The organism is Streptomyces liliifuscus, from assembly GCF_016598615.1.
Taxonomy (GTDB): domain Bacteria; phylum Actinomycetota; class Actinomycetes; order Streptomycetales; family Streptomycetaceae; genus Streptomyces; species Streptomyces liliifuscus.
Window position 1 is genome coordinate 4,649,855 of sequence record NZ_CP066831.1, and the last position, 14,030, is coordinate 4,663,884.

A 14,030-nucleotide genomic window follows, 5' to 3' on the forward strand; every position below is an offset into this window, starting at 1 on the left:
TACCCATTCCCGTCCCTTTCTGGGGCTCCGCCCCAGACCCCGTGGGGTGTGTTGTCGGGTGCGGGTGGGTGGGGGCTTGTCGCGCAGTTCCCCGCGCCCCTAGGTACCTAGGGGCGCGGGGAACTGCGCAGTCTTTTGGTCTTTGGGGGTTCGGGGGCGTAGCCCCTGAGTCAGGGACGGGAATGGGTAGGGGCGGCGGGGGCGAAGAAAGGGCCTCAGCCCTGCAGCCGTCCCCCGCAATGCGGCCAAGGGCTCGCCCCCCGCCGGACGTACAGCTTCTTCGCGCGGAAGGTCTGTTCCGCGGCTGGGGCGTCCTGGGGGCGCCCGGAGCCGCCGAGGCTGCGCCAGGTCTGGGTGTCGAACTGGTAGAGCCCCCCGTACGTCCCGGAGGAGTCGACCGCACCGGGCCGCCCACCCGACTCACAGTGCGCCAACCCCTGCCAGTTCAGCCCGTCCGCCCCCTGCACGGACGTGGGAAGCGGCCTCGTCCCCACCTTCACCACCTGCTCCCGCGGCTGGTCCACCACCTCGACCCCCAGCCGCCGAGGCCGCTGCTTCACCCCGTTGACCGTACGAAGGGCGTACGTGACGCGCCGCAGCCCCGGCCGCCCGGCCCGCTCGACGACCTCGGTCCCCCGGAACAGCCCGGGATCCTCCGTGCGCCGCACCTCGAAGGGGATCGGCTCCTCGCGGACCTCCTGCGTGGCGGTGATCCGCATGACCGTCACGGTCTGACCGTCCCGCGGAAAGCTCCCGGGCGGCACGGACGTGGTGTCCTCGCCGCGCAGCGTGATCCCGGCGTCCGCCACGACCTCGCGGACGGTCGCCGCGTTCGTCCGGACCGTCCGCGCCCGTCCGTCCGCCATGACCGTCACGGTCCGCTCGGTACGGACGTCGAGCGCGATCCCCTCCCGCCCGATCCGCCGGGAGCGCGGAACGGACACGTACGCGCCCTCCGCACGCACCCCGAGCTCCCGCAACGCGCCGTCCACGGTGTGGGCCGTGGTCCACACCCTGCTCCGCTGTCCGTCGAGGGTGAGGCGCAGGGGCCGCCCGTACCGTACGGCCACCTCGTCCCCGCTGGTCAGCGCGGCACCGGGGCCGGGCGCCACGATGTCGTGGGCGCCGATCTCGACACCCTCGTCGGCGAGGAGTTCGGTCACGTCGTCGGCGAAGGTGTGCAGCGTGCGCGGCTTCCCGTCGACGTTCAGCTCGATCGCCTTGTCGTCGGCGACGAACGCGGTGGTGCCGCCCGCGAGGAACGCCACGACCAGCGCCTGCGGCAGCAGTCGGCGCATGTCGGGCCGCTCGGCGCTCCGGCGCCGCCGGGCGGCCCGCCTGGCCTCGGCTCGGCCACCGGGCAGCGGCATCTCCAGCGTGGGCGGAACCTGCCGGGGAAGCGTCGGAGCCTCCGGCCCGCGCCACCCGTCGGGGGCGTACTCGCCGCCGCCCCCGCTCCGGTCACCACTCCCGCTCACGCCTCCGCCCACGTCCTCGTACGCGGGCCGGTACGTGTCCGGGTCCATGTCCGGGACCGCGTCCATGTCCGGGTGTCCGGGACCGTACGGCTCAGGGATCTCGTACGTCGGGCCATACGTCTCGTACTGCGAATTGCTCACTACGACACGCTCCAGGGATCCGATCCGGATCGGGCCAGAGGAACCTAGCGGAGCACTCGTCACTCTCCAAAGCAGCACGACTACGCTGTGTCGCGGGACGTCCCCCGGTCGGACCCCCGCGAGCGGGCCGGTCGTTACGGCTCAGAAATCGAACGCGCGGGCAGTGTTCGCCGAGATCGCCGTCGCCAGCGCGTCCTCGTCGAGACCCCGCACGGCGGCCATGGCGCGGACCGTGACCGGAATGAGATACGGGGCGTTGGGCCGTCCGCGGTACGGCGCGGGGGTCAGGAAAGGCGCGTCCGTCTCGACGAGGACCAGTTCGAGCGGGGCGACGGCGAGGGCGTCGCGCAGCGGCTGGGCGTTCTTGAAGGTCATGTTCCCGGCGAACGACATGTAGTAGCCGGCGCGGGCGCAGATCTCCGCCATGGCGGCGTCGCCCGAGTAGCAGTGGAAGACGGTCCGCTCGGGGGCGCCCTCCTCCTTCAGGACCCGCAGTACGTCGGCGTGGGCGTCGCGGTCGTGGATGACCAGCGCCTTGCCGTGCCGCTTGGCGATCTCGATGTGGGCGCGGAAGGACCTCTCCTGGGCGGCCTTGCCCTCGGGGCCCGTGCGGAAGTAGTCGAGGCCGGTCTCGCCGACGCCCTTGACCTGGGGCAGGGCGGCGAGCCGGTCGATCTCGGCGAGCGCCTCGTCCAGCGCGCCTTCGCCGCCGGGCTGCCGCGCACCTTGCCGGGACCAGCCGTCGGGGTCTCCGTGCACGATCCGGGGGGCCTCGTTCGGGTGCAGCGCGACGGTCGCGTGGACGGCCTCGTGGTCAAGGGCGGTCCGGGCGGCCCAGCGCGAGCCCTTCAGGTCGCAGCCCACCTGGACGACCGTGGTCACACCGACCGACGCGGCCTTGGCGAGGGCCTCCTCGACCGTGCCGGACTGCATGTCGAGGTGGGTGTGCGAGTCGGCGACCGGCACCCGGAGCGGGGCCGGCGGGGGCGGGGCTTCGGCGTTGGAAGGCATGCCCCGATCCTACGAAGCCCGATCCTGCGAAGGGGGCGGGAGGTCTTGGGAAGAGGGATGCCGGGCCCCACGTCGCGGGAGGCGGGGGGAGGCGCCGCTGCACGCGGAGCCCGGCATCAGTGGGCGGAGCGGAGGATCAGCTCGCCTTGCGGTGGTGGAACGGGTGCAGCAGATCGGAGAGGTGCCAGTGGTGACGCTCCTCGGCCGCCGCCGACTCCGTGCTCCCAGGCGCCTGTGCCGCCGTCCCCGCCGTCTCGGCGTCCGGGGCCTTCCGCTGCCGTACGGGCGTCGGCCGGCGCAGCGAGTTCTGTGCCGAGGAGACCTGTCCCGCGCGCATGATGCGGACGACATGGCCGTCGCAGTTCTGACAGCTGGGCCGGCTCAGCGGCGACGGCACGACCCGGCCGTCGGCCACGTACATGACGAATTCGGTGCCCTCGGCGTCGAGGTGGTGCTCGATCTCGTACGACTGCTCCCAGCCGTGCCCGCAGCGCATGCAGGCGAAGGAGTACGACTCGTGGACTATGTCGGTCGCCGTGGTGCGGTGGCCAGGATCTCCAGTGATCTGCCCGGTCTGACCTGCGATCTCACTCATGCCAGCTCCTCTTGTCCGCTGGACGAGGACGGGTGCGTCCTTCAACCAGTGGACGCTTCCGCAGGCCGATGCGCACCAGACCTGTCGAGTGTTGGAGCCGTCTTGGCCTTTCCTTGTCGGAGCGCCCTCAGAACACGGTCCGAGCTTTGCTTTTCGCGATCGTCCTTTGCCCGCTCATGGGGTCGGGCGCGGCCGCCCAAACAGGGATTCGGGTGCTCAGGGATTCGGGTGCGCCGCGTTCTTCGAGGCGACGACCGCGTCGAAGACCTCGCGCTTGGGCAGCCCCGCGTCCGCGGCGACGGCGGCGATCGCCTCCTTGCGCCGCTCCCCCGCCTCCTCCCGCACCCGCACCCTGCGCACCAGTTCCTCGGGGTCGAGCGACTCGGTGATCTCCGGGGCGCCCTCCACGACGACGGTGATCTCGCCGCGCACCCCTTCGGCGGCCCAGGAGGCGAGTTCGCCCAGCGGCCCGCGCTTGACCTCCTCGTACGTCTTGGTCAGTTCGCGGCAGACGGCGGCCCGGCGCTCCGCGCCGAACACCTCGGCCATCGCGGCGAGTGTGTCGTCGAGGCGGTGCGGCGCCTCGAAGTAGACGAGCGTGCGCCGCTCGACCTCGTTCTCCCGCAGCCGCGACAGCCGCTCGCCGGCCTTCCTCGGCAGGAATCCCTCGAAGCAGAAGCGGTCGACGGGCAGCCCGGACAGCGCGAGCGCGGTGAGCACCGCGGAGGGTCCGGGGACGGCCGTGACCTTGATGTCCTTCTCCACCGCGGCGGCGACCAGCCGGTACCCGGGGTCGGACACGGACGGCATCCCGGCGTCCGTGACGAGCAGCACGCGCGCCCCGCCCATCAGCGCCTCGACCAGCTCGGGCGTACGCGCGGTCTCGTTCCCCTCGAAGTACGAGACGACCCGCCCGGACGGCTGTACGTCCAGCGCCTGCGTCAGCCGCCGCAGCCGCCGGGTGTCCTCGGCGGCGATGACATCGGCCCCCGCCAACTCGGCCGTCAGCCGGGGCGGTGCGTCCGCGATGTCCCCGATGGGCGTGCCTGCGAGTACAAGGGTTCCTGTCACGGTTCCATCCTCGCAGGGGCGGCCCACGGGACTCACACAGACCTGTTCCCTACGATGGCGCGGTGACCAGTACCGCGTCCTCCACGGACACCCGGCAGGGACAGGGCGTCGAAGACCAGCGGCCGTCGTGGCAACTACGGCTGCGCCGGTTCGGCTACACGGCCCCGCCCAGAAGCGATGTCCGCGAACGCCTGGTGCCCGCGTACACCGAGCCCAGCCCCCGGCTGTGGGCCGCGATCGGGCTCCGCAGGGAGGCCACGGAACGCCTCGTCCGCTGGTCGGCGTGGGGCGGCCCGCTGCTCGTCACGCTGATCGCGGGCGTGATGCGGTTCTGGAACCTGGGCAGCCCGAAGGCGGTGATATTCGACGAGACGTACTACGCCAAGGACGCCTGGGCGCTCATCCACCGCGGGTACGAGGTCAACTGGGCGAAGAACGCCAACGAGCTGATCCTGCAGAACGGCGGGAACGTCAAGATCCCGACGGAGGCCGCCTATGTGGTCCATCCGCCCGTCGGGAAGTACGTCATCGGGCTCGGCGAGTGGATGTTCGGGTTCACGCCGTTCGGCTGGCGGTTCATGACGGCGCTGCTCGGCACGCTGTCCGTGCTGATGCTGTGCCGGATCGGCCGCCGCGTCTTCCGCTCGACGTTCCTGGGCTGTCTGGCGGGCGCCCTGATGGCCGTCGACGGCCTGCACTTCGTGATGAGCCGCACCGCGCTGCTCGACCAGGTGCTGATGTTCTTCGTCCTCGCGGCCTTCGGCTGCCTGCTCATCGACCGCGACAAGGTCCGTGAACGCCTCGCCGCCGCGCTCCCACCGGACGCCGACGGCCTCGTACGCCCGGACGCGCGCGTCGCCGAGGAGACGCTCCTGGGCCGCCGCCCCTGGCGCCTGGCGGCCGGTCTGCTGCTCGGCCTCGCCATCGGCACGAAGTGGAACGGCCTCTACTTCCTCGTCGCGTTCGGTCTGCTGACGGTCCTGTGGGACGTCGGCTCCCGTCGGGTCGCGGGCGCCCGCCGCCCCCATCTGGCGGTCCTCAAGCACGATGTGGGCTGGGCGTTCCTGTCCACGGTCCCGGTGGCGATCGCCACGTACATCGTGTCGTGGACCGGCTGGTTCCTGTCCGGCACGGACGGCAAGGGCGGCTACTACCGCGACTGGGCCTCGGCCGACGGCCGCACCAGCGACTGGTCCTGGCTGTTCCCCGACTGGTGGCGCAGCCTGTGGCACTACGAGACGCAGGTGTACGACTTCCACGTCGGCCTGCACTCGCCGCACACCTACCAGTCGAACCCGTGGAGCTGGATCGTCACCGGGCGCCCGGTCTCGTACTTCTACGAGTCGCCGCTGCCCGGCAAGGACGGCTGCCCGACGGACGCGGGCGAGAAGTGCGCCCGCGAGGTCCTCGCCCTCGGCACGCCCATGCTCTGGTGGGCGGCCGCCTTCGCGGTCCTCTACGTCCTGTGGCGCTGGCTCTTCCGCCGCGACTGGCGCGCGGGCGCGATCGCCTGCGGGGTCGTGGCCGGCTATCTCCCCTGGTTCCTCTACCAGGAACGCACGATCTTCTTCTTCTACGCCGTCGTCTTCCTCCCCTTCCTGTGTCTGGCGGTGGCAATGATGATCGGCGCCATCCTCGGCCCACCCGGCTCCACCGAACGCCGCCGCGTCATCGGCGCCGCCACAGCGGGAGTCCTGGTCCTCCTCATCGCCTGGAACTTCATCTACTTCTGGCCGATCTACACCGGAGAGGCCATCCCGATCGACAGCTGGCGGTCACGGATGTGGCTGGACACCTGGGTCTGAGGGCCCGGAGCAAGCCGGCACGACAGTGCTCCTGACCCGCGACGGCGGGGCAGGAGCACTGTGTCGATCCGGGTCCGGAAGCCTGCGGCTAGCTCAGGCCGAACGCCTCCATCACATTGCCGATCGATTCGATCACCGGTGCACCCGTCGCCCCCAGCAGGGCCGCGATTCCGCCGATGGCGCCGAGGGCCTGGCGGAAGCGTCCGCGGTCCACGGGGCCGTCGGTGTCGAGGATGCTCAGGGAGTCGTCGATCACCGCTCGGTCCGGCTCGGGGACGTGCGCCCGGATGGCCAGTACCGCGTCGATCATCTGCTCGTGGGCCGCTCGCTGGTCCACCGGCCCCTGGCTCTTGACCATTCCGATGTTGAAGTTGCCGAACTGCATGACGCTGTCGCCGGTCACCCGATCACCTGTCCCGTGTTGTGGTCGCCGAACTGGTAGATGCTGTCGCCGTTGATGTTGTAGGTCGGCATTTCGTAGCGGAACTGGATTTCCGGGTTTTCCATCGCTTCCATGAGCTGGTGGAAAATCTTGTCCATCAGTCCCTTGTCGTCACTTGTCAGTGCCGTCTGCGGGGACCCCGACGTCGTGATCTGCAGTACATACAGCGTCGGGGCGTTCAGTACCTTCTGGAGCCGCTGATAGCCGCGGGCGATCAGCCCGGCACCGACGATCAGCAGCAGGAACCCGATGAAGGTGGACGCCGACATCAGTCCGAGCCCGGCGAACACCAGGAACAGCTGGAGCACCAGCTTTTTCACGAACTCGGCCTTGGCCTTGGCGTAGTCGGGCACGATTTCCCGCATCGACGTCCTGGCGATGTTGCGCAGCGGATAGGTGTCCGAAGCAACCCACAGGGCGCCTCTGCTCACTTGGACTTCTGTAATCCCTCGCGAATACCCCACTCGTCCCCCTCGTTTTTCGGTGCGAAGCACGACACTCAAACACACGGAGGGAATCGGCGAACCGCAAAAAGAATGGTGATCCGATATTGAGAACGCGGTGAGCGAAGTCGATCTCTTTCTGACTGGTTTCCCGTCGGCGTCGATCGTTCCGATGAGGTGCGCGAGCAGACCCGAAGGGTCACATATGTGAACCGCACCGGAGTCCTCGTCTCTGTTCGGACAACTTCTGGAGACTGCCGCCCCAGCCGCCACTCCTCCCGCATACAGTGCCAGCATGGACACCTTTCTGAACGCGTTCAGAAAGGTTCACGGGGTACGGGGAGGGAACGCGCGATGCGCAACGGGGCCAAGGCCGCCATTGTGGGCGGGGTGTTCGCTGTGATGGTGGGGGGCGCCGGGTACGGCGCGTACAACATAGTCAGCGCGGTCAGCGGCGACAGCGGCTCGGCCGGGACCAAGGCGGAGAAGAAGACCGGGCCGCCGTCGGGGGACGAGGTCGAGGAGACCAGCAGGAAGTTCTTCGCGGCCTGGGAGAAGGGCGAGGCCGCCGCGGCCGCGGCGGAGACGAACAACTCGCAGGCGGCCGGGCCCCTGCTGGTCGCCTACGGCGGCCAGGCGCACATCACCAAGGTGAAGATCACGCCCGGTACGCCGGCGGGCACGACCGTTCCCTACTCGGTGTCGGCCACGGTGTCGTACGAGGGGAAGAGCAAGCCCCTCGCGTACAAGAGCGAACTGACCGTCGTGCGCGGGAAGACCACGGGCAAGGCGCTGGTCGACTGGCGGCCGTCCGTCGTGCACCCGCAGCTGAAGACCGGCGACACTCTGGTCACGGGCGAGGCCGCGAGCCCGCCCATCGAGGCCGTGGACCGGGGCGGTGTTGTCCTGACCAAGGAGAAGTACCCGTCTCTCGGCCCCGTCCTGGACACGCTGCGCGACAGGTACGGCGACAAGGCGGGCGGCACGCCCGGTGTCGAACTCGCGATCCGGCACGAGAGCGAGAGCGCGGGAGACACCTCGCTGGTGACCCTCGCCAAGGGCGAGGCGGGCAAGCTGCGCACGACGCTCAGCGCGAACGTGCAGGCGGCGGCGGAGAAGGCGGTCACGCGCTTCGCGGAGTCGTCGGTGGTCGCCGTGCAGCCGAGCACCGGGCAGGTGCTGGCGGTCGCGAACCACCGCGGGGACGCGTTCAACGCGGCGTTCCAGGGCGAGCTCGCACCCGGCTCCACGATGAAGATCATCACCGCGGCGACCCTCATCGACAACGGCGTGGCCTCGATGAACGGCCCGGCGCCCTGTCCGCCGACCGCGACCTGGCAGAGCCAGACGTTCAAGAACCTCAAGGGCATGGAGCCCAACGAGGGTGCCTCGCTCGCCAACAGCTTCATGCGCTCGTGCAACACGGCCTTCGTGAAGCTCATCGACGGCACGGAGGCGAACCCGCTCACGGACGAGTCGCTGACGACCGAGGCCCAGGAGCGGTTCGGTCTGGGCAAGGACTGGAAGACGGGCATCGTCTCCTTCGACGGCAGCGTCCCCGCGTCAAGCGGCCCGAACCGCGCGGCCAACGCGATCGGCCAGGGCGAGGTCCAGATGAACCCGCTGAACATGGCGTCGGTCACGGCGACCGCGATCACCGGCACGTTCCGGCAGCCCTATCTCGTGTCGCCGAAGCTCGACAACCGCCAACTGGCCACCGCACGCGGCCTGTCGAGCGACACCGCCGCCCAGCTGAAGCAGATGATGCGGCTCACCGCGACCGGCGGCACCGCCCAGGAGGCCATGCGCGGGCTCGGCGGGGACATCGGCGCCAAGACCGGCTCCTCCGAGGTCGACGGCCAGAAGACCTCCGACAGCTGGTTCACCGGCTTCCGCAACGACGTCGCGGCCGCCGCCATGACGGAGGAGGGCGGCCACGGCGGCGACGCGGCAGGCCCGATCGTGGCCCAGGTCCTGCGGGCGGGGGGCTGAGCACGAGGGGGCACCGCTTCAGAGGGGGGCACCGCTTCACAGGTGTTCGAACTCACCCTCACAGGGCGGGACTCTAGGGTGGTGACTCTCGTTCTTGTAGGGGACCGTGAGGTAACCGGGGAAGCAGCGAAGGAACGGAAGCCGTGGGGAACAGAAGGCGCGCGCCTGAGCGTGGCAGGACGAAACCCGCCGTCATCGGCGGGATGATCGCCGTTGTCGTGGGCGGCGCGGGGTTCGGTGTCTACGCCCTGTACGGGGGCGGGGCCGCGGCCGACGACTCGAACTCGGCCTCCGACGCGAAGCCCGTGAAGAAGGGCCCGCTGTCGGCGACCGAGGTGAGGTCGACGGCCACGGCGTTCCTCACGGCCTGGCAGAGCGGCGATGTCACGACCGCCGCGGCCGCCACGAACGACACGGCGGCGGCCCGCACCCTGCTCACCGGCTACGGCAAGGAGGCGTACATCAAGGATGTGACGCTCACCGCCAAGAAGCGCTCCGGCGACGCCGTCCCGTTCTCCGTCAAGGGCACGGTCGCCTACAAGGGCGGCCTGACCAAGCCTCTCGCGTACGAGTCCGAGCTCACCGTCGTCCGTCGCGCCAAGGACGGGAAACCGCTGGTCGACTGGCACTCGGCGGTCGTGCACCCGGACCTGAAGGACGGCGACAAGCTGGTCACCGGTGAGGCCGGGACGCCGCCGGTGAAGGCGCTCGACCGGGACGGCGGCGAGCTGACCACCGCGAAGTACCCCTCGCTGGGCACGGTCCTCGACGGTCTGCGGGAGAAGTTCGGCAAGACGGCGGGCGGCAAGGCGGGCATCGAGCTGCGGGTGATCCGCGCCGAGGCCAAGTCGAAGGACGCCGAGGGCTCCGCCAAGACCGCTTCCGACGAGAACCCCGACAAGCCGCTCCTGGAGCTGAGCAAGGGCACCCCGGGCACGGTCCGTACGACGCTCAGCCCGGGCCTCCAGGCGAGCGCCGAGCAGCAGGTGGCCAAGAAGGCCAAGTCCTCGGCCGTCGTCATCCGGCCGTCCACCGGTGAGATCCTGGCCGTCGCGAACGCCGGACACGGCTTCAACACCGCCTTCCAGGGCTCGCTGGCCCCGGGCTCGACGATGAAGATCATCACGGCGTCGCTGCTCATCGACAAGGGGCTCGCCTCGGCGAACAAGCAGCACCCCTGCCCCAAGTACTCGACGTACGGCGGCTGGAAGTTCCAGAACGACGACAAGTTCGAGATCAAGGGCGGCACGTTCAAGGCGAGCTTCGCGCGGTCCTGCAACACGGCCTTCATCAGCCAGGCCAAGAAGCTGAGCGACGACGACCTGACCAAGCAGGCCCAGCAGGTGTTCGGGCTCGGCATGGACAACTGGGCGATCGGCGTGCCGAGCTTCGACGGCTCGGTGCCGGTCCAGTCGCAGGCCCAGATGGCGGCCTCGCTGCTCGGCCAGGGCGGGGTCCGGATGAACCCGCTGAACATGGCGTCGGTCGTCGCCACCGCCAAGACGGGCACCTTCCACCAGCCCTACCTGGTGGCCCCGACGGTCGACAAGCGCACGCTCGCGAAGGCGTCCCGGTCGCTGTCGGCAGGCACGCAGGCCCAGCTCAAGGAGCTACTCCAGTACACGGCGGCGGCCGGCACGGCGGCCGAGGCCATGGCCGGTCTCGGCCCGGACTTCGGCGCCAAGACCGGCTCCGCGGAGGTCGACGGCCAGAAGAAGCCCAACGGCTGGTTCACCGCCTGGAAGGGCGACCTGGCGGCCGCGGGCGTGGTCCAGCAGGGCGGCCACGGCGGCGAAACAGCGGGCCCGATCGTGGCGGCACTACTGAAGGCAGGCAGCTAGAGCATGGGGCGGGGGCCGCGGCCCCCGCCCCATGGGGGCGCGGGGAACTGCGCGACCAGCCACAACGAACCCGCAGCCGAATCCGCACCCCCAACGGCAACCCCTGTCAGCTGCTGACGGGGGTGGCCGTATACGTACGCCGCAGGAAGCGGATCAGCGTCTTCGAGTCGAACTGCACGACGTCCACTCCCTTCGGCGAGTGGAACTCCATGACGGCCTGGACCCGCCCGCACGGCCAGATGCGTACGTCACCGGCGGCGGCCGGAGCCCGTAGGCCCTGTTCCAGCAGGTCGCGGGCGAAGACCCACTCGTGATGGCCGGGCAGCATGATGTGCACCCGTCGGGGGTCGGCTTCTGGGTCGTATCGAAGGGCCACCGGAACGGCGGGCGGATCCTGCGCCGCGTCCGTCACGATGTGGGCGCGCGCGTACTGCTCGACGGCGGACATCGATCGCTCCCTCTGTGAGCTGCTCCGTGTTTGAGCTGCTTCCTCTCCAATGTCGCATATTTTCCGAAATGCGCTCCCGGATTATTCGAGGTCACCTCGCTCTTGCAAGCTGTTCGCATTAAGCCACTATCATCGAACGGTTATAGCCAGCCGGCCTGCCCCCGGAAGCGGAGCCCTCATGCACGTCCCCGACGGTTTCATCAACGCCCCCGTGTCCGTGGCCACCGGAGTGGTCGCCGCGGCGGCCGTCGCAGTGAGCCTGCGCGGTGCCCGGCGCGAACTGGACGAGCGCACCGCCCCGCTCGCGGGTCTCGTCGCCGCCTTCATCTTCGCCGTGCAGATGCTCAACTTCCCGGTCGCGGCCGGGACCAGCGGACATCTGCTCGGAGGCGCGCTGGCCGCGATACTCGTGGGCCCCTTCACCGGGGTCCTCTGTGTCTCGGTCGTGCTCCTCATGCAGGGCATCCTCTTCGCCGACGGCGGGCTCACCGCGCTCGGTGTGAACATCACCGTCATGGCGGTGGTCACGACGGTCGTGGCGTACACCGTCTTCCGCGGCCTTGTAAAACTCCTTCCCAAGAAGCGCCGGTCCATTACCGTCTCGGCGTTCGTCGCCGCCGTGCTCTCCGTGCCGGCCGCCGCCGCGGCCTTCACTCTGGTCTACGCGATCGGCGGCACCACGGACGTCCCGATCGGGCAGGTCCTCACCGCCATGGTCGGCGTCCACGTCCTGATCGGCATCGGTGAGGCCGCGATCACCGCGCTCACGGTCGGCGCCGTCATCGCCGTACGACCGGACCTCGTGTACGGGGCCCGCGGTCTGACCGCGCCGCTGAAGCTGCGGGTCGGCGGGGAGCTGGTGGACACGCCCGCCGCCGAGCCCGTCCCGGTCGCCGCGCGGTCCCACCGTCCGGTGTGGCTGGCGGGCCTGGCCGCCTCCCTCGTCCTCGCGGGCTTCGTCAGCTTCTACGCCTCCGCGAACCCCGACGGCCTGGAGAAGGTCGCCGCCGACAAGGGCATCGACGCCAAGGTCGAGGACCACGCCGCCGCCGACTCCCCGCTCGCCGACTACGGCGTCGAGGGCCTCACGAACTCCCGGATCTCCGGCGGCCTCGCGGGCGTGATCGGCGTGGGTGTCACGGTCGTCGCGGGCACCGGCGTCTTCTGGGCCGTACGCAAGCGTCGTACATCCGAGACCTCGCCCTCGCAGATCGGGGAATCCGTCTGACATGGGCGCAGGACACGCGCACCGGCTCTACCGGCACGGGCATTCGCCCGTGCACGCCCTGCCGCCGCACACCAAGCTCGCCGCCGTCTTCGCCTTCGTGCTGGTCGTCGTGTCGACCCCGCGCGAGGCGATGTGGGCCTTCGGGCTGTACGCGCTGCTGCTGGCAACCGTGGCGTACGCGGCCCGCGTCCCGGCCGGTTTCCTGCTGAAGCGGCTGCTGATCGAGGTGCCGTTCGTGGCCTTCGCGGTGCTGATGCCGTTCGTGGCGCAGGGCGAGCGGGTGGACGTACTCGGCCTGTCGTTGAGCGTGAACGGGCTGTGGGGCGCCTGGAACGTGCTGGCCAAGGGCACGCTCGGCGTCGCCGCGTCCGTCCTGCTCGCCTCGACGACCGAACTGCGCGAACTGCTGCTGGGGCTCCAGCGGTTGAAGCTCCCGCCGCTCCTCGTACAGATCGCGTCCTTCATGATCCGTTACGGGGACGTCATCGCGGACGAGATGCGGCGGATGAGGATCGCGCGGGAGTCGCGCGGTTTCGAGGCCCGCGGTGTCCGGTCCTGGGGCGTTCTCGCCAAGTCCGCGGGCGCGCTCTTCATCCGCTCGTACGAACGCGGGGAGCGGGTGCATCTCGCCATGATCAGCCGGGGGTACGCCGGTTCGATGCCGGTCATCGACGAGGTGACCGCGTCCCGGGCGCAGTGGTCGTACGCGCTCGCCCTGCCGTCCGCCGCCCTCGTCGTGTGTCTGTTGGGATGGACCCTGTGACCGCACCCTCTCTCGAAGTCTCCGGGCTCGCCTTCGCGTACCCCGACGGCCATCAGGCCCTGTTCGGCGTCGACTTCACCGTCGGCCGCGGTGAGCGCGTGGCGCTGCTCGGGCCGAACGGCGCCGGCAAGACGACCCTCGTACTGCACCTCAACGGCATCCTGACCGGCGGCGCCGGGAGCGTGACGGTGGCCGGGCTGCCCGTCGGCCGCAAACACATGGCGGAGATCCGGCGGAAGGTCGGCATCGTCTTCCAGGACCCGGACGACCAGCTGTTCATGCCGAGCGTGCGCGAGGACGTGGCCTTCGGGCCCGCGGCCGCCGGGCTCAAGGGTCCCGAGCTGGAGGCGCGGGTGCGCACCGCCCTTGAGCGGGTCGGGATGGAGGCCTTCGCCGACCGTCCGCCGCACCACCTCTCCTTCGGGCAGCGGCGCCGGGTGGCGGTCGCGACCGTGCTTGCGATGGAGCCGGAGATCCTGGTCCTCGACGAGCCGTCGTCCAACCTCGACCCCGCCTCGCGGCGTGAACTCGCCGACATCCTGCGGTCGTTGGACGTGACCGTGCTCATGGTCACGCACGATCTGCCGTACGCCCTCGAACTGTGCCCGCGTGCCCTGATCCTCAGCGACGGTGTGATCGCGGCGGACGGCAGGACCGGCGAGCTTCTGTCGGACGACGAGCTGATGCGGGAGCACCGTCTGGAGTTGCCGTTCGGCTTCGACCCGCGCTCCGTGACAATGGGCGCGTGACGAACGAAGAGGTTCCGACGGCG

13 protein-coding genes are annotated in these 14,030 nt (G+C 70.2%); 6 read left to right on the forward strand and 7 right to left on the reverse strand.

Features of this window, described 5'->3' with window-relative positions; all coding sequences use genetic code 11:
* Positions 1-215 precede the first annotated feature (215 nt).
* The 4 genes from JEQ17_RS19585 to rsmI all read right to left on the reverse strand — a co-directional run bounded on the left by JEQ17_RS19585 (position 216) and on the right by rsmI (position 4,296).
* Positions 216-1,619, reverse strand: a complete 1,404-nt coding sequence (locus JEQ17_RS19585) for a resuscitation-promoting factor (protein WP_200396442.1) — start codon at positions 1,617-1,619, stop codon at positions 216-218.
* 141 nt (positions 1,620-1,760) lie between these two features.
* Positions 1,761-2,630: a TatD family hydrolase gene (locus JEQ17_RS19590; protein WP_200396443.1), complete on the reverse strand. Its 870-nt coding sequence runs from the start codon at positions 2,628-2,630 to the stop codon at positions 1,761-1,763.
* Between the two features lie 136 nt (positions 2,631-2,766).
* The gene (locus tag JEQ17_RS19595) at positions 2,767-3,225 is read right to left on the reverse strand and encodes a hypothetical protein (protein WP_200396444.1); all 459 of its coding nucleotides are present in this window, start codon (positions 3,223-3,225) and stop codon (positions 2,767-2,769) included.
* A gap of 216 nt (positions 3,226-3,441) precedes the next feature.
* The gene (gene rsmI, locus JEQ17_RS19600) at positions 3,442-4,296 is read right to left on the reverse strand and encodes a 16S rRNA (cytidine(1402)-2'-O)-methyltransferase (protein WP_200396445.1); all 855 of its coding nucleotides are present in this window, start codon (positions 4,294-4,296) and stop codon (positions 3,442-3,444) included.
* A gap of 62 nt (positions 4,297-4,358) precedes the next feature.
* Between rsmI and JEQ17_RS19605 the strand changes: the two genes are divergently transcribed.
* Positions 4,359-6,101: a dolichyl-phosphate-mannose--protein mannosyltransferase gene (locus tag JEQ17_RS19605; RefSeq protein ID WP_200396446.1), complete on the forward strand. Its 1,743-nt coding sequence runs from the start codon at positions 4,359-4,361 to the stop codon at positions 6,099-6,101.
* Between the two features lie 88 nt (positions 6,102-6,189).
* Here JEQ17_RS19605 and JEQ17_RS19610 read toward each other — a convergent pair whose 3' ends face one another.
* Complete coding sequence (locus tag JEQ17_RS19610) at positions 6,190-6,504, reverse strand: hypothetical protein (protein ID WP_200396447.1); 315 nt, start codon at positions 6,502-6,504, stop codon at positions 6,190-6,192.
* On the reverse strand, positions 6,501-6,974 hold the full coding sequence (locus tag JEQ17_RS19615) for a DUF6232 family protein (protein WP_200396448.1): 474 nt from the start codon (positions 6,972-6,974) through the stop codon (positions 6,501-6,503). The genes JEQ17_RS19610 and JEQ17_RS19615 overlap by 4 nt, the downstream gene beginning before the upstream one ends.
* A gap of 366 nt (positions 6,975-7,340) precedes the next feature.
* On the opposite strand from JEQ17_RS19615, the gene JEQ17_RS19620 reads away from it, so the two are divergent.
* Both JEQ17_RS19620 and JEQ17_RS19625 read left to right on the forward strand, forming a co-directional pair.
* A complete protein-coding gene (locus JEQ17_RS19620) occupies positions 7,341-8,978 on the forward strand; it encodes a penicillin-binding transpeptidase domain-containing protein (protein ID WP_200396449.1) in 1,638 nt (545 codons plus the stop codon).
* 143 nt (positions 8,979-9,121) lie between these two features.
* Positions 9,122-10,819 (forward strand): penicillin-binding transpeptidase domain-containing protein, encoded by a 1,698-nt coding sequence (locus JEQ17_RS19625; protein WP_200396450.1) that lies wholly within the window; start codon positions 9,122-9,124, stop codon positions 10,817-10,819.
* A 106-nt stretch (positions 10,820-10,925) separates the two neighbouring features.
* Here the strand turns inward: JEQ17_RS19625 and JEQ17_RS19630 are convergent, their stop codons facing one another.
* The gene (locus tag JEQ17_RS19630; protein WP_200396451.1) at positions 10,926-11,267 is read right to left on the reverse strand and encodes an SsgA family sporulation/cell division regulator; all 342 of its coding nucleotides are present in this window, start codon (positions 11,265-11,267) and stop codon (positions 10,926-10,928) included.
* A 178-nt stretch (positions 11,268-11,445) separates the two neighbouring features.
* Here JEQ17_RS19630 and JEQ17_RS19635 point away from each other — a divergent pair, with 178 nt between their 5' ends.
* Genes JEQ17_RS19635 through JEQ17_RS19645 form a run of 3 tightly spaced genes read left to right on the forward strand, consistent with a single transcriptional unit; the run spans position 11,446 to position 14,007 of the window.
* The gene (locus JEQ17_RS19635) at positions 11,446-12,495 is read left to right on the forward strand and encodes an energy-coupling factor ABC transporter permease (protein ID WP_200396452.1); all 1,050 of its coding nucleotides are present in this window, start codon (positions 11,446-11,448) and stop codon (positions 12,493-12,495) included.
* Between the two features lies 1 nt (position 12,496).
* Positions 12,497-13,258 (forward strand): cobalt ECF transporter T component CbiQ, encoded by a 762-nt coding sequence (cbiQ, locus tag JEQ17_RS19640; protein ID WP_200396453.1) that lies wholly within the window; start codon positions 12,497-12,499, stop codon positions 13,256-13,258.
* Complete coding sequence (locus JEQ17_RS19645) at positions 13,246-14,007, forward strand: energy-coupling factor ABC transporter ATP-binding protein (RefSeq protein WP_200396454.1); 762 nt, start codon at positions 13,246-13,248, stop codon at positions 14,005-14,007. Before cbiQ ends, JEQ17_RS19645 begins: the two co-directional genes overlap by 13 nt.
* Positions 14,008-14,030: the final 23 nt, after the last annotated feature.